General features: G+C 50.9%; 21 protein-coding genes and 2 pseudogenes. 19 read left to right on the top strand and 4 right to left on the bottom strand.

Annotated elements, in window-relative coordinates; genetic code table 11:
* Positions 1–18 precede the first annotated feature (18 nt).
* The 13 genes and pseudogenes from PQG83_RS00400 to PQG83_RS00455 all read left to right on the top strand — a co-directional run bounded on the left by PQG83_RS00400 (position 19) and on the right by PQG83_RS00455 (position 15,601).
* Positions 19–453 carry a CBS domain-containing protein gene (locus tag PQG83_RS00400; RefSeq protein WP_312745427.1) on the top strand — a complete coding sequence of 145 codons (435 nt, stop codon included), beginning with the start codon at positions 19–21 and terminating at the stop codon, positions 451–453.
* 168 nt (positions 454–621) lie between these two features.
* Complete coding sequence (locus tag PQG83_RS00405) at positions 622–921, top strand: hypothetical protein (RefSeq protein WP_312745429.1); 300 nt, start codon at positions 622–624, stop codon at positions 919–921.
* Positions 922–1,375: 454 nt separating this feature from the next.
* Positions 1,376–1,846 carry a hypothetical protein gene (locus PQG83_RS00410; RefSeq protein WP_312745431.1) on the top strand — a complete coding sequence of 157 codons (471 nt, stop codon included), beginning with the start codon at positions 1,376–1,378 and terminating at the stop codon, positions 1,844–1,846.
* A 335-nt stretch (positions 1,847–2,181) separates the two neighbouring features.
* A pseudogene (locus PQG83_RS20805) lies at positions 2,182–2,678 on the top strand (carbonic anhydrase).
* A gap of 40 nt (positions 2,679–2,718) precedes the next feature.
* The gene (locus PQG83_RS00420; RefSeq protein WP_312745436.1) at positions 2,719–4,269 is read left to right on the top strand and encodes a SulP family inorganic anion transporter; all 1,551 of its coding nucleotides are present in this window, start codon (positions 2,719–2,721) and stop codon (positions 4,267–4,269) included.
* Between the two features lie 1,211 nt (positions 4,270–5,480).
* Positions 5,481–6,044: a response regulator gene (locus PQG83_RS00425; RefSeq protein ID WP_312745439.1), complete on the top strand. Its 564-nt coding sequence runs from the start codon at positions 5,481–5,483 to the stop codon at positions 6,042–6,044.
* 135 nt (positions 6,045–6,179) lie between these two features.
* Positions 6,180–6,353: pseudogene (locus PQG83_RS20810) on the top strand (4-alpha-glucanotransferase); the annotation flags it as partial.
* Between the two features lie 61 nt (positions 6,354–6,414).
* Positions 6,415–6,732: a 4-alpha-glucanotransferase gene (locus PQG83_RS00430; RefSeq protein WP_312745441.1), complete on the top strand. Its 318-nt coding sequence runs from the start codon at positions 6,415–6,417 to the stop codon at positions 6,730–6,732.
* A 28-nt stretch (positions 6,733–6,760) separates the two neighbouring features.
* Positions 6,761–7,705: a universal stress protein gene (locus PQG83_RS00435; protein WP_312745443.1), complete on the top strand. Its 945-nt coding sequence runs from the start codon at positions 6,761–6,763 to the stop codon at positions 7,703–7,705.
* 128 nt (positions 7,706–7,833) lie between these two features.
* Entirely contained in the window at positions 7,834–10,569 is a 2,736-nt protein-coding gene (locus tag PQG83_RS00440; protein WP_441303063.1) for a cation-transporting P-type ATPase, read from the top strand.
* A gap of 132 nt (positions 10,570–10,701) precedes the next feature.
* Complete coding sequence (locus PQG83_RS00445) at positions 10,702–13,083, top strand: phosphoketolase family protein (RefSeq protein WP_312745447.1); 2,382 nt, start codon at positions 10,702–10,704, stop codon at positions 13,081–13,083.
* Positions 13,084–13,235: 152 nt separating this feature from the next.
* Entirely contained in the window at positions 13,236–13,658 is a 423-nt protein-coding gene (rnk, locus tag PQG83_RS00450) for a nucleoside diphosphate kinase regulator (RefSeq protein ID WP_312745450.1), read from the top strand.
* Between the two features lie 398 nt (positions 13,659–14,056).
* Entirely contained in the window at positions 14,057–15,601 is a 1,545-nt protein-coding gene (locus PQG83_RS00455; protein WP_312745452.1) for an alpha-amylase family glycosyl hydrolase, read from the top strand.
* Positions 15,602–15,700: 99 nt separating this feature from the next.
* On the opposite strand, the gene PQG83_RS20815 is transcribed toward PQG83_RS00455, so the two are convergent.
* The 4 genes from PQG83_RS20815 to PQG83_RS00470 all read right to left on the bottom strand — a co-directional run bounded on the left by PQG83_RS20815 (position 15,701) and on the right by PQG83_RS00470 (position 17,396).
* Positions 15,701–15,865, bottom strand: a complete 165-nt coding sequence (locus PQG83_RS20815; protein WP_376753545.1) for an FmdB family zinc ribbon protein — start codon at positions 15,863–15,865, stop codon at positions 15,701–15,703.
* A gap of 333 nt (positions 15,866–16,198) precedes the next feature.
* On the bottom strand, positions 16,199–16,579 hold the full coding sequence (locus tag PQG83_RS00460; protein ID WP_312745455.1) for a c-type cytochrome: 381 nt from the start codon (positions 16,577–16,579) through the stop codon (positions 16,199–16,201).
* A 110-nt stretch (positions 16,580–16,689) separates the two neighbouring features.
* Positions 16,690–17,115, bottom strand: coding sequence for a CBS domain-containing protein (locus PQG83_RS00465; protein WP_312745458.1), 426 nt, complete (start codon positions 17,113–17,115; stop codon positions 16,690–16,692).
* An 89-nt stretch (positions 17,116–17,204) separates the two neighbouring features.
* Positions 17,205–17,396 (bottom strand): hypothetical protein, encoded by a 192-nt coding sequence (locus PQG83_RS00470; RefSeq protein ID WP_312745461.1) that lies wholly within the window; start codon positions 17,394–17,396, stop codon positions 17,205–17,207.
* A 505-nt stretch (positions 17,397–17,901) separates the two neighbouring features.
* Here PQG83_RS00470 and PQG83_RS00475 point away from each other — a divergent pair.
* From PQG83_RS00475 to PQG83_RS00500, 6 genes are all read left to right on the top strand, one after another.
* Positions 17,902–18,471, top strand: a complete 570-nt coding sequence (locus tag PQG83_RS00475; protein WP_312745464.1) for an MlaC/ttg2D family ABC transporter substrate-binding protein — start codon at positions 17,902–17,904, stop codon at positions 18,469–18,471.
* A 12-nt stretch (positions 18,472–18,483) separates the two neighbouring features.
* On the top strand, positions 18,484–19,698 hold the full coding sequence (locus PQG83_RS00480; RefSeq protein WP_312745467.1) for a methionine adenosyltransferase: 1,215 nt from the start codon (positions 18,484–18,486) through the stop codon (positions 19,696–19,698).
* A gap of 328 nt (positions 19,699–20,026) precedes the next feature.
* Positions 20,027–21,217, top strand: a complete 1,191-nt coding sequence (locus tag PQG83_RS00485) for a PAS domain-containing sensor histidine kinase (RefSeq protein ID WP_312745470.1) — start codon at positions 20,027–20,029, stop codon at positions 21,215–21,217.
* Between the two features lie 82 nt (positions 21,218–21,299).
* On the top strand, positions 21,300–21,953 hold the full coding sequence (locus tag PQG83_RS00490; RefSeq protein ID WP_312745473.1) for a response regulator: 654 nt from the start codon (positions 21,300–21,302) through the stop codon (positions 21,951–21,953).
* A gap of 437 nt (positions 21,954–22,390) precedes the next feature.
* Entirely contained in the window at positions 22,391–22,849 is a 459-nt protein-coding gene (locus PQG83_RS00495) for a response regulator (protein ID WP_312745476.1), read from the top strand.
* A gap of 422 nt (positions 22,850–23,271) precedes the next feature.
* The gene (locus PQG83_RS00500) at positions 23,272–24,228 is read left to right on the top strand and encodes an IS110 family RNA-guided transposase (protein WP_312745243.1); all 957 of its coding nucleotides are present in this window, start codon (positions 23,272–23,274) and stop codon (positions 24,226–24,228) included.
* Positions 24,229–24,562 lie beyond the last annotated feature (334 nt).

The following is a 24,562-nucleotide window of genomic DNA, read 5'->3' on the forward strand; positions in this document are numbered from 1 at the left end:
TGAATGGGAGGGGGTTATATGACTATTCAAGGGGTCCCAGCCACAGGGTTTAAGACTGTCGGACAAATTGTGCCAACCAATGAATTGAAATTCGGTAGGAAGCTGAATGCCCTAGCGGCGGCAATCGAGTTACTTTCCCATCATACCCCTGGGGGGCCGGTCGTCGACGAAAAAAACCATTTTATCGGGTTTATCAGTGAATTTGATGTCCTCCGTGCTTTGGAAGCGGGAAAAGACCTGAACAAAGTGACGGTCGAAGAGGTGATGAAAAAAGATCATATTTCAGTTGTTGATACGACATCGATCAAGGATGCCGTGCACATCATGGAAGAGAAACGATTGTTGAGTTTGCCGGTAGAGCGAAAGGGGGAGGTGATGTATACCGTGACACGGCATGATCTATTGAGGGCCTGGATTGGATTGGGTTTGGGCATAGAAGATGGGAATGAGTAGATAAATGGATTGGCGTTCACTCCCAGTATGGGAAAGACCACGTCACTTATAAGACCGACATGTTCATTGAGGATGAAATCTTAGAGATGTGGGAGAGGGTGAGGGGTTGGATCATACTGAGAGTGGAAAGTGACATCCTGGTCTTTGTGAGGGCATGAGGGGTGGTGCATGAATTCAGAATCTAACAGCTATGTCACCGTCAGGGTTTTTGACCCTTCAGATCCCGGTGAATGGGAACTTCTCGGGCCGGATGAAAAGGCCATTGAAGGATGGCATCTTCTGTCTGTGGGGCGTGACCATTCGGGGAGGTACTCGCTTCATGTGACCTTTGATCAATTTCACTGTGTCAATGCGGAAGGCCAGAAGGTCAACGTCCATCTGAGTGGGGTTTCCGCTCAGAAGTTGGAGGACGTATCACCTCCTCCGATTGCCCGTACACATCGCACCCCACGGCATGGAATTAAATAATCCGCTGATAAAAGAAGAAGAGAGCAGAGGAAAGTCACACAGTGTCTAGATGAGGATGGGACCTCAAAACAATGTAGCTTAGTCTGGGCGGAATGCTCCTGATAAGAAAGGAATGATGTAGAGATCGTATATGTCTAGGCGCAATCCAGAGCGTCTGGGTCGAAAGGGAAGCGAGGTGGAATGTTTTTTTAACCTTCACGACACTCTACGTATTTGTCATCCCGTACATACATTTAGAATACTTTGCAAGTCGATAATTCCAGGAATCAAGGGTTTTTCACAGCTGCATTAGAAGGTGCTTTTTTTATAGGTTGAGTAAAAGGAGCACTGAGAGGGTAAGTGCCGGTTTTCGTGGGAAAGGGAAGATATTGAAACTTGAAAAGAGAGAACTGTTTTATTGACTTCTTCTCAAGGTAGCAAGAGGTAAGCAACGCTTTAAGCAGGAGGGATTTTTATGCGTACATTGGCATATGTATTGATAGGCGTGTTGGGTGGAATGGGTGTGATGAGCCTAAGCCAAAAGGGAGGACCAAGTCCCACTATGTTGGCACCGGTGAGTTATGCGATGACGTCTTCAGAACAAGCTTCCGATTTAGCAGATGAGAAGCCCTGGACAGGTGACGATCTCTTGGAGATGGCGCAGGTCTATGATCACCAGGCTGATGAGCTTCAAAGTGAGGCTGTGCGATTGGAACAGCGAGCCATAAGCCTTGCAAAAAAGCCACATATGGATCCCAAGGGGTTTACCAGGTCGGGGTGGATGTTGATTGCCTCAACGCGATGGAAGTCGGCAAAAGAATTACGAGAATTGGCCGCCATGCATCGTTCGGAGGGACAACGTATCCTGGCATTGGAAAAAAACGGTGAGGTCCCCACGGAAGATTTAGATAAGGAAGGGAATGCCTCTCAGAAGCATGGCACATGAGTTGGGGTGTTTTTCAAGTGCACGTGAGGTTAGGGCGCCCCTAAGTCCAACCGGCAGCCCTTGTTCGTGCCAAAACATTCTTTGGATACCACCATTATTTGTTCAGCATGACCTGGCGGTGGAAATAGGAGCGGGGGAATTTTCTTGCTCGACCTCAAGAAGATTCTTCTCTAGTGATTAAGGCCCATGATGTCATGGCAGACCTTTTCAAAGGATTTGAGAAATTTCACGAGGAAATCCATCACCATAAACAGAGCTTGTTCAAAAAACCTGCTCATCACTAAGAACCTCAGGCCCTGTTTATCACCTGTTCCGATTCCCGCATTAACCCACATCTGCTTACGCAAACTGAGCCTGGAGACTTGTTTATCCTGCGAAATGCGGGCAACCTGGTTCCACCGTATGGAGCCGCGATCGGTGGCACCACGGCGAATATCGAATTTGGTGCGTCGGTCTTACAGGTCAAAGAAATCATCGTTTGGCGTCATACTGATTGTGGTGCCATGAAGGCGTTGGTTCGGCCGGAATCGCTTCAAGATCTTCCAGCTGTCAGGGATTGGCTTCGCATGGCTGCAAGTACACGTCAAATTGTCAAAGAAATGTACCAGGAACTCAAGGGTGAGGAATGGTTTGTCGCGACGATAAAAGAGAATGTGTTGTTCAGCTTGAGCATTTGAAGACTCATCCTGCGGTCGCCAAGCGGTTCCGCATGGGGAATTTGACGCTCCATGGATGGATCTATTCTATCGCCACAGGAGAGGTGTGGCTGTACGACCCGCATCAAGAAAAGTTCGTTTTCCCAAAATGCGCTAAAAAGGTCAAGGATGCCTAGATGTGGAAGCTCTTCCTGAATTTGGCATGTAGGATGACTCATGATGAAGAAGCTGCAGTATAACGAGCTTTTCACGATGACCTGGAAAGATGTGCAACGCGATTTCCTGGCGTCCATTGTGGTGTTTCTGGTGGCATTGCCATTGTGCATGGGGATAGCCATTGCTTCGGGTGCCCCTCCCGTAAAGGGGATTATCACCGGTATGGTCGGTGGCCTCGTTGTCGGATTTCTTGCCGGTTGTCCGCTGCAGGTCAGCGGCCCGGCTGCCGGTCTGAGCGTGATCGTCTTCGATGTCATTCAGCGCTTTGGCCTGGGCAAACTCGGGATCGTGGTATTGGTGGCAGGAGGAATTCAAATCCTGGCGGGATTTCTTCAGTTGGGTCAATGGTTCCGAGCCGTTTCCCCTGCAGTGATTCAAGGAATGTTAGCGGGAATCTGCGCGCTCATCCTGGCAAGCCAATTTCACGTGATGATTGGGGACACGCCAAAAGGAAGCGGACTTGAGAATATTTTGACCATTCCCGAGGCGGCGTGGAAAGGGTTGATCCCTCAGGAGGGAGTTGACTCGAGTCATTTAGTGGCGGCCCGCATTGGCATCCTCACGATCGCAGTCATTATTCTTTGGCAATTGCTGGTGCCTAAAAAGATTCAATTTATTCCTGCTCCGCTGGTGGGGGTATTGGTCGCGAGTGGAGAAGCGTACATGCAAAATCTCTCCATTGAATATATTGAATTCCAGGAGAGCCTCGGTAGCTCGATCCATTTTCTGAGGATGGGGGATTTTGCCTCCCTTCTCGATCCGTCCCTATTGTCCATGGCCATCGCCATTGCCTTTATCGCCAGTGCGGAAACCCTTTTATGCGCCACTGCTGTCGACCAGATGCATTCGGGACCGCGAACCCGATATAACCGTGAAATGTCTGCCCAGGGCATTGGCAATCTTTTATGTGGATTCCTTGGGGCATTACCCATGACCGGCGTAATTGTCCGAAGTAAAGCCAATCTTCAGAGTGGTGCCCGAACGCGTGTCTCAGCCGTGCTCCACGGTGTCTGGTTACTCTTGTTTGTCGGACTTTTTCCTGAAATACTCGAGTTGGTTCCCATCGCAAGTTTGGCCGCTCTTCTCGTCTACACCGGCTATACCCTCATCAATGTCCAGGCGATTCGGACACTTTCAAAATTCGGCCGGGGAGAAGTCGTCGTGTATGCGGTGACTGTGGTGACCATTGTGACAACCAACCTCTTAATTGGAGTGCTTGCAGGGCTTGGTGTGGCACTTGCGAAGTTAATTTATTCAACCAATACCCTTCAGGTTTCGGTGGACCGCAGCAAGAACAATAAACCGATTTCCATCAAATTTTCAGGTACGGCCACGTTCGTAAATCTCCCCAAATTTGCCAATGCGTTGGACAACGTTCCGTTGAAGAAAGACGTTCATCTCGATTTTGATGATCTACGGTGTATTGATCACGCCTGCCTGAACTTGCTGAGTTCCTGGAAGAAATTTCATGAGACCCAAGATGGAACAGTGTCCGTTGATTGGGAAAAATTGGAATCAAAGATGCTTGAGAAGCAGACAACTTCTCGCTAACTTTAACGGGTATTTGACATTCAATTTCCTTAAAATGTTCAAGACATACCGGGAGGGTCTTGCCTTTTCCTCTACGTCCTTTGGGCGTTTGATTGTGAATGACAAATATTTTGTCAAGATTTTCCCTCTACCCATGTTCTTTTGCTTTTTGTTTAACTGAAAGCACGCACGCAGAAATGGTTGTTTCCCGTCATCGTCGGGTTCTTGCCCAGGAGACCATGGCCCTGAGTAAAAACCGATGTTCGACGGTGCCGGTGTGGCGCCGCCAGGATTCAGGGGGAACGTCTCGGAGACTGTGAAAACCGAAATATCCGGGCCCGGCCTCGTGACATATCTTTACTAGAAAGGCTGAGGAGAGAAATGTGGTAAAACGGAAGGAGGCCAAATGGATGCCTTAATGTTACTGGGGGGATTGGCGCTCATCATCGGGGTGATCGGCTTTGTTGTTTTGGTGAAAGGTTGGAAAAAAAGACCTCCTGGACCTGAATAACCCGATGGTGCTCCGTTTCCGCCGATAAACAGCTAGGTTTGGGCCTTTGCAGGTGCTATCCCTGTTCAAATTATTCTCGATGGAGAGAGAGTCTTACTCCCAATGAGCATTGAAATCAAATGGAAGAAGGAGGAAGACGCTTGGCATTCTTGAAGCATCCGAAGGTATAGCGACATATTTCTGTTCCAAAATGTCCTGGAATTTCATCAGGCAGACGATTTTCGGATACCGTTCGCAATAGAGTGCAGGGAGCAAAGCTAGTGTTGGGAACAAAGAGTATATGACAGCCGTTGAACATCATGGTGCGGAAAGTGCAGAGGGGTCTATTTACTCATTGAGAATCACGGGGAGGCTGACAATGGGGCCACCTCGGGGTTAATCCAACGCGCTGTTCGATTCGCATCAATAAAAATTCCTTTTCTCCCCAAGAGGTCAAAAATGGCAAGGATGCCTTGATGCGGAAAACATGCCAATAAGAAATATCCGGGTATGAAAATTGTGTGTAGTAATTCCCCTAAAAGGGTTCGGATATGGGGCAATTTGCCTCTATGAGGAATGTCTCTTTCTTTGATTGTGTACAGGCAACCATGGTCCTGTGTGAGTTGTAGAGAATGTTCACTGATGTATTTACGAAATGGAAATGGTATAGAATTTGTATTCTCTGAATTTTGGAAGAGTGGCGGAGTAGTCCCTTGGGATTTGAGAGGGAGGTTATATCGGAATGATTATGATTGTGACATTTCACGAGGAATTTCGAGGAAAGATTTCCGCTTTTCTTTCTGAGAAGGGGTATGAAGTCTGTGTTCCTCCTCATAGACAGGATGTCATATCCCTGGTCAAGGAAAAATCCCCCTTAGTTGTCGTGTTGGACATGTATGTGGCGGAACCAAACGGACTAGACGTGCTCAAGGAGCTACGAGTCCAAAAATATCATGGAGGAATTGTGGCGCTGGCCGGAACGTCGGTGCGTTCCTTAATGTCTCAGGCTTCCCAGCTCGGGGTGGACCAGGTGATTGGAGGATTTCAAGGCGATGGCGGAGCGGTGAATCTTGATCAGGTGGAGTCAGCGATAAAAATGGCATTACACTCAAGCATTGCCAGACGCGCATTTGAATTGTATGTGGCACGGGGGCGGACGAAAGGGAAGGACCTGGAAGATTGGTTGGAAGCCGAGCGGCAAATTTTCAAGAAGAACTTGCCGTGGTCATCAGGGGAAAGCAAACAGAGAGCTAAAGCCGAAGCCGGATCTCAGAAGCCAAAGAAATCCCAAAAAAAATCAACTTGAAGGAACAAAAGTTTATTCAAGGTGAATGGACAAACATCCAAGAATGTTTTGCGGAAGTCATCAAGAATCAAGAAAACGTCAATTTCATCTTAATCCGTCAACTGAATAGTTTTTCATTGCATTCAGCCGGTAATCATGGTGTATCTGGCTAGAGGAAGTGGAATCGTATTGCATCCGACGTCCCTCCCGGAGGGATGGGGCATTGGGGATTCAGGACCCACGGCCTATCAATTGAAGGCTGCCGGTCAGAGTTGGTGGCAGATGTTGCCACTGGGCCAGACCGGATATGACAATTCCCACTACATGTGCTTTTCCGCCTTTGCCGGAAATCCCTTATTCATTAGCCCGGAAAAACTTGTGGAGGATGGACTTGTATCGGTACCCGATGCGGGACGGCCTCCGCCTTTTTCAGCTGACCATCCATGGGCGATGGGTGAAAGGTCCGGAAGGCGAATTGTTTGCAACCGTGAATGCCGCACTGGGAGATTTGCCGATGATCGCCGAGGACCTTGATGTGATCACTCCGGAGGTGGAGGCGTTACGGGATACCTGTGGTTTTTTCGGTATGCGAATTTTACAAATGGCCTTCGGCAACGATCCCAAAGCCCATCATGATCGACCCCATCACTATACCCGGAATTCCATCGTTAATACGGCCACTCATGACCATAATACGACGGTCAAATAAAAGCCTTTGCGAGAAAGGGAGATGATTGATGAAAATTTTAGTGGCGGTTGATTCTTCCGAACATGCGCAGGAGGCCATTCGATTTGTGAAATCGGTGGATTGGCCCAAGGCATCAGAAATCTATTTAATCCATGTGATCGAGATGAAACATGCGTCCCCTCTGATACCGTCGGGTGGACCTTCCAGTTGGGACCGGGTCATTTCCGAGGCAAGGGGAAAACTGTTCACCGAAGCGAAGGGTCTTCTTGAGCGCACGAAGAAGGAGATTCTCGAAGAAAGGGCTATGACCATTAAGTTTCTGGTGATGGAAGGGCTTCCGGGTGCGGAAATTTTACAGGTGGTGGAGGACTATCAAATCGACTTGGTCATCTTAGGAACCCGTGGCCTTTCCAATGTGAAACGGTTTCTTTTAGGGAGTACCAGTGATTGGGTGATGAGGGAAGCCCCGTGTTCAGTGTTATTGGTTCGTGAAAAACTCAGTAAGGTGACGATGGGAAAATCCGCCGCCAAGATTCTTTTAGCCACCGATGGGTCAGCGGTGGCTTTGAGTTCTGTGGATATGCTCGGTCTATTGACCTGCAGGACCCCTCCAAAGGTGACGGTGACGCATGTGGTGGGAAGACCGGCTTACCTGGAGGGTTGGTATTGGGGAAAAGGAAAAGCCGCATTTAAACAGTTAGCCGAACAAGTATCGGAAAACGCTCAAAAAGAAGGAGCGAGGCACCTGGAAGAGATGGGCCAAAGAGTCAAAGAACTCGGCATGGAAGTCGAGACAGTGTTGACCAAAGGAGATCCTGCTGAAGAAATTGTCAAAATTGGCGAGCGTTCGAAGGCAAAATTGATCATGGTTGGATCAAAAGGTTTCAAGGGGGGGAAGCTGGTCCCATTGGGAGGGGTCGTCAGAAAAATTGCTCGCTATGCTCCCTGTTCGGTGTTGCTCACACGCCCTGGCAGATCCGAGAAAAAAGTTTGATGAGTGATCTTTTCTCCAGGAACACTCAAGACCATCAACCTGTAAAGGACGGAAAGGCCAGGGTGTTCCCACAGGGAGGCAGGGAATTTTGAACCCGCTTCTCATGGGTTGTCCTTCAATCAATTGAAATGAGTACGATGCCGTTTTCCGATCGAAAAAAGTCAGACATGTGCTGGCATGCTCTGGATGGTGAATCCGTCCTCAAGGAAGTGGCCAGTCAGTTGGGGGGCCTAACTCAGGATGTTGCTGCCCAACGTCTGGCTCTCTATGGCCCCAATCGTCTACGTCCGCCTAAAAAGCAATCCTCCTGGCAGCGGTTTCTCACCCAGTTCCACAATATTCTCATTTATATTCTCCTGGGAGCGGGTGTCGTGACCGCCATTCTGGGCCATTGGGTGGATACCGGTGTGATTCTCGGTGTCGTGGTCATCAATGCCGTCATCGGATTCCTTCAAGAAGGCAAAGCCGAAAGGGCGATGGATGCCATTCGCCGGATGCTGTCCGTACAAGCCTGTGGACTTCGTGATGGCACCCGTTGTCCCATTCCAGCGGAAAGCCTTGTGCCTGGGGATATTGTGTTTCTTCAATCCGGGGACAAGGTCCCGGCGGATCTGCGTCTTCTCAAGGTGAAAGATTTGCGTATTGAAGAAGCCGCCTTGACCGGTGAGTCCGTCCCGGTTGACAAACACATGAAACCGGTGCCGGAAACCGCGTCTATTGGTGATCGAAAGGGCATGGCCTATTCGGGAACTCTGGTGACCTATGGAACGGGAACCGGGGTGGTGGTCGCGACTGGAGATGCCTCCGAAATTGGACGGATCAGCGCCATGCTGGCCAGGGTGCAGACCTTGACCACCCCACTTCTCCGGAAGATCGGAGAATTCGGGAGCCGGTTAAGCCTGGCCATCGTTATCGGAGCGGTTGGTGTGTTCCTCTTCGGAGTGTTGTTCCGGGAGTATGGGTTCAGTGACATGTTTCTGGCCAGCGTAGGATTAGCCGTTGCCGCCATTCCCGAAGGCCTTCCGGCCATTATGACCATCACGCTTGCCATCGGGGTGCAAGCGATGGCCCGACGTCAAGCGATTATTCGACGGCTGCCGGCTGTTGAAACCCTTGGCTCTGTGACTGTTATTTGTTCAGATAAAACCGGCACGCTGACACGAAATGAAATGACCGTTCAAACGCTGGCGACCGCGGCGTATACCGTAGATGTCAGTGGTGTTGGTTATGATCCTCATGGCGGATTTTCTCTGCTTGGCAACCCGGTTGTGCTGGCTGACCTTCCGGACGTAATGGAACTCGCTCGTGCCGGAATGTTGTGTAACGATGCGGATTTGTCCCACGTGGAGGGGGTCTGGCAGATCAACGGAGATCCGACGGAGGGGGCGTTGGTTACCCTAGGGAGAAAAGCCGGATTGGATTACCGATTCGAACATGAGATGTGGCCACGAACGGATGTGATCCCCTTTGAATCGGAACATCGGTTTATGTCGACGTTGCATCACGACCATGCCGGGCATGGATTTATGTATATCAAGGGTGCCCCTGAACGGGTGTTGGAGATGTGCGCGTTTCAGAGGAGTTTGGGGGAGGATCATCCCTTGAACAGCCGGTCGTGGCATGATCGGATCGAACAGATGGCGAGTCGTGGACAACGAGTGCTGGCGGTGGCCGTTGCATCCACCAATCACGAACATCGAGAGTTACGGTTTCGAGATGTGGAGCAGGGCCTGACGATGTTAGGTCTCTTCGGCATTATTGATCCCCCCAGAGCCGAAGCCATTGAAGCGGTCCGGCAATGCCAACAAGCCGGGATTCGGGTCAAAATGATTACCGGCGATCATCTCGTGACGGCGAGAACAATTGGTTTCCAGATGCATATCGGAGATGGGAAACAGGCTCTCTCGGGACAGGTGCTGGAAACCTTGAGCGATGAGGAATTGAAGCGTGTTGTTCGGGATATCGATATCTTTGCCCGGACAAGTCCGGAGCATAAGTTACGGCTTGTGCAAGCTCTCCAAGCCGGTGGGGAAGTGGTGGCCATGACCGGAGATGGGGTGAATGACGCGCCGGCACTCAAGCGGGCGGATGTTGGAGTGGCGATGGGAGTGAAGGGAACGGAAGTGGCGAAGGAAGCGGCGGAAATGGTGCTGGCCGATGATAATTTTGCCTCCATTGCCCATGCCGTCGAGGAAGGCCGTCGGGTTTATGACAATATTCAAAAGTCCATTCTGTTTATTCTTCCCACCAATGTGGCTGAAGCCGGAGTGATTGTATCCGCCATACTGTTAGGAACCATGCTGCCGATTACGCCGGTACAAATTCTGTGGGTCAACATGATCACCGCCGTGACATTGGCCTTGGCTCTAACCGTCGAACCTCCTGAATCGGATGTCATGCGACGTCCCCCTCGGAGCCCCGGGGAAGCCATTTTGTCACGGTTTCTGCTGTGGCGAATCGGATTTGTCTCCATCTTAGCGGTAGCCGGCACGTTTGGATTGTTCCTATGGGAAACTGACCGGGGGGCAACTATCGAAACCGCGAGGACGATAGCCGTCAACATGCTGGTGGTCTTTGAAGCCTTTTATTTATTAAATGCCCGGTCTTTTTATGGTTCGGTTCTGTCCCGCAACGGATTGCTTGGAAACCCCTATGTTCCTCTGACCATAGGAATGGTGTTAGGCATTCAAGGTCTCTTTACCTATACCGAAGTGATGCAGACGCTATTTCATACTACCGATATTGATGGACTTGCCTGGCTTCGAATTTTTGGAATTGGCGCGGTGATTTATTTGCTGGTGGAACTGGAGAAATCTGTATTTCGGATTATTCTGAAACTCAGAACTCCCGATCTGAAAATTTGACAAATGGGTTGTGAGTCAAAATGGCTTTCGAGTAGGCATCGGAAAGGTTTTGTGAGGAAACAGCACAATAATCTGTGCCTCGTACAAAGAGAAAAGACTGATATTGGGAAAAGGGTGAAATGGAGGAAAAAAATGAAAACCGGTGTGTCAAAAAAATCAGCAGTGACCAGGGACGAACTTCAGCGTATGGATGCCTATTGGCGTGCGGCGAATTATTTGTCCGTGGGGCAGATCTATCTTCATGATAACCCTCTACTCAAAAATCCGTTGTCGCTCGACCACATTAAATCGCGACTCCTGGGGCATTGGGGGACGACTCCGGGATTAAACTTTCTGTATGTCCACTTGAATCGGGTTATTAAGAAGCATGATCTCAACATGATCTATATTGCCGGTCCCGGGCATGGCGGTCCGGGGTTGGTGGCCAACACGTATTTAGAAGGGACCTATACCGAGGTGTATCCCAACATCTCCCAGGATGCCGAAGGCATGAAAAAGCTTTTTAAACAGTTTTCTTTTCCGGGCGGGATTCCCAGTCACGTGGCTCCCGAAACCCCGGGATCCATCCATGAGGGTGGTGAGCTCGGCTATTCGCTGTCGCATGCATTTGGCGCGGCGTTTGATAATCCGGATCTGATTGTGGCCTGTGTGGTGGGTGATGGCGAAGCTGAAACCGGTCCCCTGGCGACGGCCTGGCATTCCAATAAATTTTTGAATCCGAAGTTGGATGGCGCCGTGTTACCCATTTTGCATCTCAACGGTTACAAAATCGCCAACCCCACGGTGTTGGCTCGAATCAACCATGACGAATTGAACAGCTTATTGGTCGGATACGGCTATAAGCCGTTTTTCGTGGAAGGGCATGACCCGGAGGCCATGCATCAGGTCATGGCGGACACGCTGGATGAGGTGATGAAGGAGATTCACGCCATTCAGCATCGGGCCAGGGAAAAGGGGGAGACCGCACGGCCGTGTTGGCCGATGATTGTCTTGCGAAGCCCCAAGGGGTGGACCGGTCCAAAAGAAGTCGATGGGAAGAAGACCGAGGATTTCTGGCGTTCGCATCAGGTTCCGTTTTCTGAGATGGCAACCAAAAAGGATCATATTAAATTGCTTGAAAAGTGGATGAAGAGCTACAAACCTGAGGAATTATTTGACGGGACCGGCAGACTCATTCCAGAACTGGCCGAACTGGCTCCGCACGGCGAACGGCGAATGGGGGCGAATCCTCATAGTAACGGTGGCTTGCTGCTCAAAAATCTCAAGATCCCTGATTTTCAGAATTACGCGGTGGAAGTCCCTAAACCCGGAAAGGTCGTGGCTGAAGCCACGCGGGTGATGAGCGCTTTTCTCCGGGATGTGATGAAAAACAACATGAGCAATCGGAATTTTTTGGTCTTTGGTCCTGATGAAACCGCTTCAAACCGGCTAAGTGCGCTATTTGAGGTTACAGGCCGGCGCTGGGTTGCCGACACCATTCCGGAAGACGATCACTTAGCCCTGGATGGGAGGGTGTTGGAAATACTCAGTGAACATACCTGTCAGGGTTGGTTGGAAGGATATTTACTGACGGGACGACACGGGTTTTTCTCGTGTTACGAGGCGTTTATTCACATCATCGATTCGATGTTCAATCAACATGCCAAGTGGCTGAAAGTCACGGGGAGTGAGATCCCGTGGCGAAGACCCATTGCCTCCCTCAACTATCTCCTGACCTCCCATGTGTGGCGTCAGGATCACAATGGATTTTCTCATCAGGATCCTGGATTTATCGACCACGTCGCAAATAAAAAAGCCGAGGTCATTCGTATTTATCTTCCCCCTGATGCCAATAGCTTGTTATTCGTGACGGATAAATGTCTCCGGAGTCGAAATCGTGTCAATGTTATTGTGGCCGGCAAGCAACCTGGTCTGCAGTATCTGAACATGGATGCAGCCATCAAACATTGCACCGCCGGTATCGGGATTTGGGAATGGGCCAGTAACGATAAAGGGGGAGAACCCGATGTCGTCATGGCCTGTGCCGGTGATGTTCCAACCTTGGAAACATTGGCTGCGGTAGACCTTCTTCGCAAGCAGGTTCCGGACCTGAAGGTTCGGGTGGTGAATATTGTGAATCTCATGAAACTTCAACCTCAGAGCGAACATCCGCACGGGTTGTCGGACAAGGAGTTTGATACCCTCTTTACGACGGATAAACCCGTCATCTTTGCTTTTCATGGATATCCCTGGTTGATCCATCGTTTGACGTACCGGAGAACGAATCATAAAAATCTTCACGTTCGAGGCTATAAAGAAGAAGGCACGACGACCACACCGTTTGATATGGTTGTTCTTAACGACCTTGACCGGTATCATCTGGTGGCGGATGTGATCGATCGTGTGCCGAAACTAGGATATCTTGCGGCCTATGCCAAGCAGGCGATTCGCGATAAAAAGATCGATCATAAAACGTACATCGCCAAGTACGGCGACGATATGCCGGAAATTAAAGATTGGAAATGGCCGTTTTAGTTTTCACGCCCCATTAGGATAACGATGGGTATGCCGATGTATAGCCTGCTCCATTACCATAATTCGACCGCCTAGATTATTGTGGTATTCTCTCTCATGTGGATGCCCTAGATTTCTCGTTTACCCCGATTAATCTTTTAAGGAGTCATGCGATGGACCGCCGAGATATTTATATTACGGAATTCGACCTGAATCGACTCACTGAACTATTAGGAGTTTGGCAAACATTCAAAGGTAGCAAAAGTACCAGCATTCATCTGGAAAGCTTAATGGAAGAATTGGATCGGGCACATATCGTTCTCCCAAAGGATATTCCAGCTGATGTCGTCACGATGAACTCACGCGTCCGGCTATCAGACATGAGCAAAGGGGAAGAGCTGGAGTATACCTTGGTCTTTCCGCGTGATGCGGATGCTGCGACAGGAAAGATTTCTATTCTTGCCCCTGTTGGAACGGCCATTCTCGGGTATAGAGTAGGGGACACCATTGAATGGCCGGTCCCCATAGGGACGAGGAACTTAAAAATTAAAGAGATTCTTTATCAACCTGAGGCGGCGGGAGATTTCCATCTGTAAATTTCTCCTTGCTCTACCCATTCACATGAACCACATGGAATCGTGTTAAGATAAAGACGTAAAAAACCGATTAGCTGAACAGACCGGAGGAATGTTTTATGGATCATGCTGCCGGTCACCACGAGGGATAGAATTTCCAATAACATCTTGCCTGTCGAGTAGATCTTCCGGGACAAATGCGTTGGTTATCACTATGGAAGGTGTCTCATTTATGAAGAGATCCTTGCCCCAGATCTGTTCACAATGGATTTTTTATTCCAGGGCCCGTCCGGTTTGTCTGTTGGATTTGGCGTCTTTTTTCCCATACCTTTATAGCAGGGAGTACTGCCGCTGTCATTAAATCCCTGATCGTGTAGAATCCCTCAGTCAACTTGAATGGGACGGAGGGATGGAATCTTATGAAACCGCAATCTTCGGTTTTTTCGTCTCGCTCACACCCGCATCTCTATGAAATCAATACCTGGGTGTGGTTGCATGACCTCTCTCAGAAAATGAACCGAACGATTCGTCTTGGTGACGTGCCTGATCAGGAGTGGGATGAGCTTCAGGCAAAGGGATTTGATTACCTGTGGCTCATGGGCCTATGGGAGCGCAGTCCTCTTGGCCGGCGGATTGCAAGACAACATGCTGATTTACAGAAGGAATACACCAAAGCGCTTCCCGATTGGCAGGAATACGAGGTCGTAGGTTCCCCTTATGCCATCCGGGCGTATCAGCCTGATCCTGAGCTGGGGTCCTGGGAGCAATTGAAGGACGTATTGGGAAAACTTCATGACCGCGGAATCAAATTGATTCTGGATTTTGTGCCCAATCACACCGCATTGGATCATGAGTGGACCACCAGACATCCGGAGTATTATGTTCAAGGAACCTCCAGAGATGTCACAAATTTCCCTTCCCGGTTTTTTCCCATCGAAACATCACAAGGCATTCGATATCTGGCACATGGCAAGGATCCCAATTGTCCTGCATGGACGGACACCGCGCAATTAGACTACTTCAATCCTGATACGCGTGAGGCGCTGATGCGCGAATTGCAACAAGTAGCCAATTATTGTGATGGCGTTCGCTGTGATATGGCCATGTTGGTGCTCAATGAGGTGTTTGCACAGACGTGGGGAAATCATGTGAAGGGCGAGGTCTTCCCTTCCGGGGAGTTCTGGACAGAAGCCATCTCTCTCCTGCCGAATTCTATGTGGATTGCCGAGGTCTATTGGGATCGGGAATGGGAGCTTCAACAACTTGGCTTTCACTTTACTTACGATAAAAGATTGTATGACCGGCTTCGCCATTCGACTCCACATGAGATCGCCCTGCATCTTGAGGCTGATACGATCTTTCAAAGCAAACTTGTGCGGTTTTTGGAAAATCACGATGAGCCGAGAAGTGCTGTGGCGTTTGGTAACGTCCGTCTCCCTGCGGTCGGGGTCCTGATGGCCACATTGCCGGGCATGCGTTTGTATCATCAAGGGCAACTCACTGGAAAACGTATCCGGATTCCGGTTCAACTCTGTCGAGCCCAGGACGAACCCCCTGATGAAGCGACCGTCGCGTTTTACGACCGAATTCTGGCGATCACCAATGAAGACGTGTTTCACGCCGGGAAATGGGCCATGCTCACTGTGCATTCTTCCGGCGACGATTCTTTCAATAATGTCGTGGCGTATCAATGGACAACCGAGCGGGATTGGAGACTCATCGTGGTGAACCTGAGTCCCATGGTGGCCCAGGCGTATATTTGCCTAAACGGAGTGCTTGTAATGGAATCGCACACCTCCCCCAACTACGCCTTGTATGACCAGTTCAGCGATCTATCCTTTGAGGGTAGACGAAAGGATCTCATCCAAAGCGGATTGTACGTCCGTCTCGATCCTTTCGGATGTCATATCTTTTCTGTGGGAGATGGATCCGTTGAGGATGGAAAAAGTGAAAATAAGATATGAAGTTCAGAGTATATGAACGTGAATAGATTCATTCCGTGACCCCACCCCAAGTTTTCAGGCGAAGGATTTTGCTCCGGCACCCGGCTTTCACTGAAGGCGTCAACTTTTCGAACTGGTTCTTGCAATAAAGCTTGTGATCAGTTGCTCTAGTTCTTTGCTTCCACATGAGGGACATGTTGCGGCCCCGGTTTCATGTTCTTTCAGCGTGAGGGCTAGAAGGCATTCCTTGCCACATTTGAGACATTTGTAATCATACAGAGGCATGACGATCCTCCTTCTTGGGTTCTCCGCACAATCTGGAGAAGTTTATTGCGGGTGTTCGGATGAACCTGTTCATTCGGACTTATTTTCCCGTCCTGGGTCACGGAGGCGTGGAACCGTGGACGGTTTCCAGAGAACGGCGGCCCCCCCACTCTGCGACAATGTGAGCTATTTCACTTAAGCGGTGAGCCGGGCATCCAAAAATGGTTGGGAGAATACTATTGTTGGAGCCAACTGTGTAAAAAGAATTTTTTAATTCGTCCATGTTTTATCAATTTTCCTGGCGAATGTGTGTGAAGGCTGTTTTTGAACCTTGGATCCTCCTCGACGACAATTTTAGATCCTGGGTTGATAGGGGGCTAATTGCCGGATATAGCCGATTACCTCCCGAATCTCCTCTGAACTCAATCGATCCCACCAACCATGCATGGGGCTAAAGACCAAGCCCCAAATAACGCTCGCACGAAGGTCTAACTCGCTTTTGCCTGTGGATTCCGGAGAATGGAAATCTGTTGGGGGCACGATTAATGTGGATGAATCCGGGCCCCTTCCGTCGCCCGCCTTCCCATGACACCGGAGGCAATGCAGACGATAAATGGTTTCTCCCGCAGAGATCATAGTGGTCTGCTGAGCCCGGACTTCTCCAAGCCATAACACGATGCAGACACAACTGATAACGGATATGACCAGACTGAGAAGGCCTTGTTCTTTTTTCATCGGGTGAAGTCAGTACGTTTCATGGAAATGCGATTTTGTCGCATCTTGCAACACCCCTTCCCTTTTCCATGGACCCAAATTGCACCACTTTTCGTGTGCTCAATTTTGACTTAGTCTTTTTGCTCTAATCCCAAACCCACCCATGCCCGTAAAAGATCCTGCCGGGTCAGGCATCCTATCACCACACCATTTTCCTCCACTGGAAGTACCAGAAAATGATGGTCTTTCATGATTTTGACAGCCTCCGCTAATGTGGTGGAACTAGGAATGGCAATAGGGTCCCGCACCATAATCTCCTTTGCGGTTAATTGGCTGACATCCCGCCCCGCTTCCAGCACGGCCAGCACATCAAATTGGCTGATGAACCCAACGCAGTGCCCGTTAGGATCGACCACCGGCGCGCCTGGCAAGGAAGATGTGAGAAGTTCTTGTGTTATGGCCAATCCATTCTGATCGTGGTGAAAACGGAAATCATGGAGTGTGGCGACTTGTTGGATTGTTCTGAGGCCGACAGTGGCGACCGCATGAAGACCCATGTGTTCCTCCTCTCTCTTTCACTCATAACCCCATAAAAGTCTTTTCACACGGATGGAGTGAATGAAAATTTAAACGGTTTGAGACGAAATCAGGTATGACTTCCATCCCGAATATACAATCCTCCAACCTCCAGAACTGTTCCGTCACTTAAGGTGATGGATAAAAACTCTTGACTCTTCATGAGAGATTTGACTTCACCCGACCATCTGGATGGCTCAACAGACACGATTGTTTTTCCACAAATTTTTACCTTTAGCCGTTCTACGTTATCTTGTTTCATGTGTTGGCCTCTGTCTTGTGATGGTTGAAACGTGTGCATGGGATTGTTTCCGTAAGGACCATGAAATCCGAATCTTTGCTTCTCCCTGATTTGAAGCAAGCCTCGTGCCTTTATGGACAACCTCTCTCTCGTCATCCCGCCGGTTATCAGCGGTGAATCATCCCCAATGAAGACCTGAGGGATGTCTGATGAATACTGGCGGGCATGACAGACTGTTTTCCTTTTCCCCGTCAGTCGTGAAGAAAGGTATAAAAGTTGCCTTTTCATTCCCTGGACATTATTCACGCTGTTTGGGATGGTTGTTCATGGAGATGTGTGACCGCGGATGAAGGGATGAAGAAAGTAGACCAGTAATTTCCTCTTTGTTGATAAGTCAATAAATGGGTGTTTCACCCAACAATTACCAGGAGGAAGGGTGTATGAGTTTGGAAAGAAACGCAGGATCAGCGTGACCGCCCCATGTTCCATGGTGAAATGGATTTCTCTTGGAGTTCCATTTGTTTTGATGGCTCTTACTGTGGCGAGTGTTACCTTGGATGTGGAAGCTCCTACTGTGGTGGTCAGAGGCACCATCGATGAGATCATCAGACTGGTGAGCGACGAAGGTCTCAAGACGCCGGATCAAGCGACCCATCGTCGGCAATTGTTGGAGGAGATTATTGGACAACATTTTGATTTTGAAGAGATGGCCAAACGATCCCTGGCCGCACATTGGAGAAATCGAAGTGAGGCGGAACATCAAGAATTTGCGACATTGTTTCAATCGCTTCTTTCGAAAACCTATGCAGGCAAAATTGAGAACTATTCCGGAGAAAAAGTCCAGTATCTCAAGGAACGGCTCAAAGACTCCTTTGCAGAAGTGCAGACCACTATTGCGTCAAACAAAACGGAAATCTCTCTTGATTACCGGCTCCTACTCAAAGATGGCAACTGGCGGGTGTACGATGTGGTGGTCGATGGAGTGAGTCTCGTGAAAAATTACCGGGTTCAATTCGATCGCATTATTCGGGATTCCTCCTACGAAGAATTGGTGAAAACCTTGCGAGACAAGTCCGGTGACATTACCGCTCCCTGAGGGATTCCTAGGATGAAGACCCGTATTCTGATTCATCAGGCACCAGCCGTGCCGGTCGACGCGCAACCTCTTGAAATTGTCGAGCGGAAAGGCAAGGGGCATCCCGATACGATTTGTGATGCCCTTGCTGAAGCCGTGTCCATTCAACTGTCCAAGGTGTATCAGGAAACCTTTGGTCGTATTTTGCACCATAATATCGATAAATGCCTGCTGGTGGCGGGTCAGGTGAAATTGCATCTGGGCGGTGGTCGGGTCACCCACCCGATGCGCCTGATCCTTGGGGACCGGGCTTCCTTCGGCGTTCCAGGAAAAACGATCCCCGTGTCTGACATCGCCGTTGAGACGGCGCGAACGTGGATCAAGAGCCATTTGCCCAATGTGAATCCCGATACCCACATGAGGTATCAAATTGAGTTGCAACCGACTTCTGCTGAACTCGGGGCGATTTTTGAACATGGATCGGGGGTACTTCCCGCGAACGATACTTCAGCCGGGGTCGGCTATGCTCCGCTGACTCCCACCGAACGATTGGTGGTGGATCTTGAGCAGTATGTAAACGGGACCCGGTTTAAGCGGGCGTTTCCGGAAACCGGTGAGGATGTCAAAGTCATGGCCGTTCGAATGGACTGGATGCTGTCACTGACGGTGGCCATGCCGTTTCTTGCCAAGCGGATCACCACAGAAAAAGCTTATTTTGCTCGAAAGGCGAAGGTCCTTCAGAATGTGCAGCGCTTTATTAATGAGCAACCTCATTCCTGTAAACGAGTGGACGTGGTCGTGAATGCGCTTGATCGCCCGGGTCAAGGACTGAAGGGCATGTATTTAACACTGTTGGGAACCTCTGCGGAGCAGGGAGATTCAGGACAGGTGGGACGGGGGAATCGCATTTCAGGGGTCATCGCGCTGAATCGACCAATGAGCGGGGAGGCCGCGGCCGGGAAAAACCCTGTCAGTCATGTCGGGAAAATTTATAATGTGTGGGCTCGTGAACTGGCCCTGAAGGCATATGAACAAATACCAGGGGTCCGCGATGCCACGGTATGGATGGTCAGTCGGATCGGTGCACCGGTGAACGAACCACTGGTTGTCTCAGCTCAGGTCGGGGTGAAGAAGGGATTTTCACTAAAGCGGATCTCGGGGGAGGTCCAGGAATTGATCAAACATGAGCTGGCCGACATGGAAAGTTTTTGTGATAACTTGGCCAAAGGGCAATTCGGAGTCTACTAAACAAAATAAATCGCAGGTCCGGAGGGATGAACGGGGTAGATCCACTTTCGTATTTCATGGAATTCAAATAACCGGAATGAGTCAATGGTGATAATAATGTCAAAGATAACAAGGGTTTGATCCATTGAGAATAGAATGGAAACAGCTCGCATTGAAGACCAATTAAAAACTGTGTGATTTGCCGGAAGAGAAATGGGGCATTTTCCCTCATTAAGGAGCACCATATGTATTTCCTGTGGTTTTCAGAGCAAAGATTAGCCTTCAAGGTTTCTATTATTCTTTTGTTTTGTTATAGAAGGATTCATACCTTCTAATTTTTGCAAAGTAAATGCAACAGAACCTCGATATTAGCTCGCTGCCGCGCGAACAAAATAACCTCCGCATCATGGCCGATAGGATGCCCGGCATGATCTGGATTGCGGGAATGGATACGCGCTGCACGTATTTCAATACGTCATGGTTAACGTTTACGGAACGAACGCTTGAGCAAGAGCTGGCGATGACGTGGACAGACGGGATTCATCCCGATGATCGCCAGCGATGTCTCGACACGTACTTGGAAGCGTTCCACGGCTGGCTGAGCTTTCGAATGGAGCACCGCCTGCGCCGGGCGGATGGCCAATATCGTTGGGTCTTACATAGCGGCGTGCCTTGGATGACAGAAGACGGCGACCATGGCGGATACTTGGGGTCGTGTGTCGATGTCACTGATCTCAAACGATGCAAAGGGGCTCTCCAAGCTCAGCATGAAGATCTCGGGCACCTCATGCAGGCCCGCACGGCCTCCCTGCTCGTGACCAATGCCCGCCTGCAACAGGAGATGGCTGAACACAAGCAGGCCGAGCATCAGCTGATTGAACAGCAAACTCAACTTCGTGTCTTGGCGGCAGAAGTCTCGGTGGCCGAAGAACGGGAACGGCGGCGAATTGCCATCGGTCTGCATGACGACATCGGGCAGGTCCTGGCGCTTCTCAAGCTCAAAGCAGGTGAGTTGACGGAATCGGAGGCCGACGGAAAAACCGGGCAGCTCCTCAAGGATATCCGCGACTTGGTGAATCAAGCCGCTCGGGCCACCCGCTCAGCCACGTTTGAGTTGAGTTCCCCGGTTCTCTACGAACTGGGGCTGGAGGCCGCCATCCAGAGCCAGGGTGAGCAGCACACACAACAAAACGGCCCCGCATTCCATTTTAAAACCGATCACCAGGTGACCATGCTGATTGATAACACGCGCGTCGTGATTTTTCGTATCGTCCAGGAACTATTGCGCAACATTCGGAAACACGCGTGCGCATGTAACACGACAGTCTCCATCTGTCGTAATGGGGAACACCTGCAACTGACCGTGGAAGATGACGGAGTGGGATTCGATGCGTCCCGCATCGGTCACAGGGTTGGTCCAAAGGGTGGGTTTGGTCTTTTCAGCATCAGGGAACAAGTGAAGGGCATCGGGGGGCGCTTCAAGATCATGTCGTCCCTGGGCTGTGGGACTCAAGTGCTCATTGTCGTTCCGTTAGGGTAAGTCATCGCTGTGTGGTTATCCGCGACCATGCTTCATGTCCAGACGATGAGTGGTGCACCGCATACACACAGGGAGACCGCACATGAATACCCGAATTCTTCTGGCCGATGATCATCAGATTATCCGTGAGGGTCTTGCTTCTTTGTTGGAAAGGCAATCTGACATGGAAGTAATCCAGCAAGTCAGCGACGGGCTCCAAGCCGTGAACTTGAGCCGCGACTTGAGACCAGATGTGGTCGTCATGGATGTGACCATGCCCGGGTTGAACGGCATTGAGGCAACCCGCCTGATCACCAATGGCGTTCCTGCGGTGAAAGTGCTCTGTCTTACCGTGCATGAAGACACACGGTTCATTTCAGCCGTGCTCGACGCCGGTGCCTCAGGCTATGTGCACAAGGACTGTGCGTTTGAAGAACTGGTCACGGCCATTCATACCGTGATCGGGCACCAGATATACCTCTGTCCCCGAATCGCCGGCACGGTGGTGGATGACTACAAGGCCCGCCGGCCTGAATCAGTCGCTTCAGTCTTCTCGCAGTTGACAGAGCGAGAACGGGAGATTGTGCAGCTGCTCGCAGAAGGGCAAAGCACCAAAGCGATTGCCGATCGGTTGTGCCTGAGCGTGAAAACAGTCGGCACGCACCGCGAACATTGCATGGCCAAGTTGCAGCTCCAAAACCTGGCCCAGCTCACCAAGTATGCCATCCGGGAAGGCCTGACCTCCGTAGACTCGTAACCCGTCGACACGAATAGTGCTCGAACACCCCTGAAACCCTCAGGCAATCCCCTCGCCATCCGCCTGTTAATGACTCACAAATACCGTGACTTCCGTGTCCCTCCCCTTTGAAAGGGGAGGTGGGGTAGGGTAGAAACCCCCAAAACAAACACTCTCGTTGACTGGTAGGCGCCCCTCGCGGTGATGGTCTACTTCCATCTCAGGTTTTTAGCACCTCAATCTCAGCAATTGCCTGATTGTCGATAGAGCACAAGATTGTCAACAATATGACGTATTCCCATGCGACCGAACCATTCTAGTGACCATGAGAATGTAACCTCTATTCGACCAAACGAGCCCAGATAGCAGGTGAAATGCTGAACGCGACTGTGTGCTCCTCCGAACAAGACCGAACCAGAACCATGAGGAAGACATGAACGCAGATAAGGAATACCGGCATGGCCATCACCATTGTCCTGGCTGACGACAACCGGGCATATCGTGAGCACCTGCGGAACAAGCTGAATCAAGAACCGGACATGAGCGTGGTGGCCGTAGTGGAGAATGGTCAAGCGGGGGTTTGGGCGATTCAAGACCTGGCACGGCAGGGTCAGGCCCCCGATCTGGTTATCGTGGACGTCACCATGCTCCCCATGAATGGCATGGAAGCCACCCGCCAAATGCTGTCCTCGCACCCGAGGGTGAAAGTATTGGCGCTCTCCATGCACGACAACAAACAATTTGTGGAGGCCATGGTCCGGGCCGGTGCGTCCGGCTATATGCTGAAAGACGACTCCTTCGCCGACCTCACCCGCGCTATCCGCACCGTGGCTGCAGGCCATACCTATTTCAGCCAAGGCCTGAACCTCCCCGGCTCCGGCGGAAAACCGCCGGCCACTCCAGGGGTCGGGCCCTAAGATCCGCCGACCTCACGCTGCATAGGTGGCCGTTACCCCAAGCTCCACCTCGCCCCTTGCCTCAACCTACCAACCCTTAACTCCTGACCCAGACTGCCTTATCCCCTCACATTGTTCGACGCCTCCCGCCCGGTCCCAGGGGTGGAGGCTCGTATCCATCGGCGGGCCTTGTGTGAGCCCTTCGACAAGGCTTGTATGGTGTCTACAGCTCAATTTTTGAGAAGCTAAGGAGAACTGGGGTGGAGGGACATCGACTACCATCTGCCGCACAGCGGACAGACTCCCTGAGAACTCTCCCACCCACACCACAAACGTCGATGAAGAATCTCGCGGCAGGGACTCTGACCGCCGATTTACCTGCAAGCTCACGTTGGTGTGTGCCACCCCAGTGTCATTCATTCATTTCTTTCTAGGAGGCTACGATGATACAACCCGCTCTGAATGTCGGCGTGGATGTGGCCAAAGACGCCGTTGTAGTCGCGTGCGCTGAGTCACGGTTTCCGGTCCAGAGTATTTCCAATCAGCGGGCCCTCTTGCGGGCATGGCTGAAATCTCTCCCGGCAGGCAGCCGCATCGGCTTGGAATCCACTGGCGATTACCACGAATTGCTGGCGGACCTGGCACAGGCCCTAGGGCATACCGTCTTCCTGCTGAACCCTTTGGAGACTCGGCACTACGCCAAGGCCATGGGCAACCGGGCCAAAACCGACCGGGTGGATGCGGAATTAATCGCCAGACTCATCGCCCAAGAGCATAGGCGCTTGCGCCCCTACACGCCCCCCACGCCCAACCAACGCAAGCTGGACCGGCTCATTCGCCGGCGCGCTACGATCGTCCGCCTCAAAGGCACGCTGAAGCTGAGCATGCGTAATTTGGGCGGCTTTGCCGCCGAACTCAAGGCCGTGGTGAGCAAGCTGGAGGCCTTGATTGCCAAGATTGATGCGACCCTGTCCGCGCTGGCTGCCGGCTCACCTCAACACCAGGAGGCGCAACAGCGGGTGCAAACCATTGTGGGCGTCGGTCCTTTGGTCGGCATCAGCTTGACCAATACGCTGCAGCGTGTGCCGTTTCGCAAGGCGGATGCCTTCGTCGCCTTCACCGGGTTGGATCCGCGTGCGAATGACTCGGGGCGCAAAGCGGGGCGCCGCCGCTTGTCCAAACGCGGCCCCGCCGAGTTGCGCCGGTTGCTGTTTAACGCCGCGATGGCGGCCATCAAAACTAAAGTCTGGAAACCGATCTACGAATCGTACCGCACGCAAGGCTGGAGCACGACAGCCTCGTTGGTGATCATCGCTCGTAAAATCGCCCGGGCCGCTTGGTCGATTCATCATTACCGTACAACATTTCATCCAGAGCGGATCACACAAGGTTTGACATAAACCATAGAATCTCAGGGCAGGCTCCGCGAGTTGGCCTGCCTTCTCGTGGCTCCCGTCCGCCCACTCTTGATGTGACCAGGCGGGGCGTCACTGGTTTTGGGTCCTTTTGCCTAACCAAAAGGACCTGGGCTGCCGGGACGAAATCCGGCATTTATCGTACCTGTTCATAATCCCCCGTTTATGTCATTGAGTAATACCAACCCCCTGTCCCCTCACAGGGCCTCTCTCAGGTTTTTTGAACCCCAAAATCAGCAATGGCCTGATTGGCGGTCCCTGGTAAAAGGATTACCCTGCGCACGAATCACGCAGTCGACCCCCACCGTATGATTCAGGA

The organism is Candidatus Nitrospira neomarina, from assembly GCF_032051675.1.
Lineage (GTDB): Bacteria > Nitrospirota > Nitrospiria > Nitrospirales > UBA8639 > Nitrospira_E > Nitrospira_E neomarina.

Excerpts from the sequence above, each read along its gene's own strand:
- PQG83_RS00400 (WP_312745427.1), top strand. The coding sequence starts at position 19 with ATGACTATTCAAGGGGTCCCAGCCACAGGGTTTAAGACTGTCGGACAA.
- PQG83_RS00405 (WP_312745429.1), top strand. The coding sequence starts at position 622 with ATGAATTCAGAATCTAACAGCTATGTCACCGTCAGGGTTTTTGACCCT.
- PQG83_RS00410 (WP_312745431.1), top strand. The coding sequence starts at position 1,376 with ATGCGTACATTGGCATATGTATTGATAGGCGTGTTGGGTGGAATGGGT.
- PQG83_RS00420 (WP_312745436.1), top strand. The coding sequence starts at position 2,719 with ATGATGAAGAAGCTGCAGTATAACGAGCTTTTCACGATGACCTGGAAA.
- PQG83_RS00425 (WP_312745439.1), top strand. The coding sequence starts at position 5,481 with ATGATTATGATTGTGACATTTCACGAGGAATTTCGAGGAAAGATTTCC.
- PQG83_RS00435 (WP_312745443.1), top strand. The coding sequence starts at position 6,761 with ATGAAAATTTTAGTGGCGGTTGATTCTTCCGAACATGCGCAGGAGGCC.
- PQG83_RS00440 (WP_441303063.1), top strand. The coding sequence starts at position 7,834 with ATGAGTACGATGCCGTTTTCCGATCGAAAAAAGTCAGACATGTGCTGG.
- PQG83_RS00445 (WP_312745447.1), top strand. The coding sequence starts at position 10,702 with ATGAAAACCGGTGTGTCAAAAAAATCAGCAGTGACCAGGGACGAACTT.
- rnk (WP_312745450.1), top strand. The coding sequence starts at position 13,236 with ATGGACCGCCGAGATATTTATATTACGGAATTCGACCTGAATCGACTC.
- PQG83_RS00455 (WP_312745452.1), top strand. The coding sequence starts at position 14,057 with ATGAAACCGCAATCTTCGGTTTTTTCGTCTCGCTCACACCCGCATCTC.
- PQG83_RS20815 (WP_376753545.1), bottom strand. The coding sequence starts at position 15,865 with ATGCCTCTGTATGATTACAAATGTCTCAAATGTGGCAAGGAATGCCTT.
- PQG83_RS00460 (WP_312745455.1), bottom strand. The coding sequence starts at position 16,579 with ATGAAAAAAGAACAAGGCCTTCTCAGTCTGGTCATATCCGTTATCAGT.
- PQG83_RS00465 (WP_312745458.1), bottom strand. The coding sequence starts at position 17,115 with ATGGGTCTTCATGCGGTCGCCACTGTCGGCCTCAGAACAATCCAACAA.
- PQG83_RS00470 (WP_312745461.1), bottom strand. The coding sequence starts at position 17,396 with ATGAAACAAGATAACGTAGAACGGCTAAAGGTAAAAATTTGTGGAAAA.
- PQG83_RS00475 (WP_312745464.1), top strand. The coding sequence starts at position 17,902 with ATGGCTCTTACTGTGGCGAGTGTTACCTTGGATGTGGAAGCTCCTACT.
- PQG83_RS00480 (WP_312745467.1), top strand. The coding sequence starts at position 18,484 with ATGAAGACCCGTATTCTGATTCATCAGGCACCAGCCGTGCCGGTCGAC.
- PQG83_RS00485 (WP_312745470.1), top strand. The coding sequence starts at position 20,027 with ATGCAACAGAACCTCGATATTAGCTCGCTGCCGCGCGAACAAAATAAC.
- PQG83_RS00490 (WP_312745473.1), top strand. The coding sequence starts at position 21,300 with ATGAATACCCGAATTCTTCTGGCCGATGATCATCAGATTATCCGTGAG.
- PQG83_RS00495 (WP_312745476.1), top strand. The coding sequence starts at position 22,391 with ATGGCCATCACCATTGTCCTGGCTGACGACAACCGGGCATATCGTGAG.
- PQG83_RS00500 (WP_312745243.1), top strand. The coding sequence starts at position 23,272 with ATGATACAACCCGCTCTGAATGTCGGCGTGGATGTGGCCAAAGACGCC.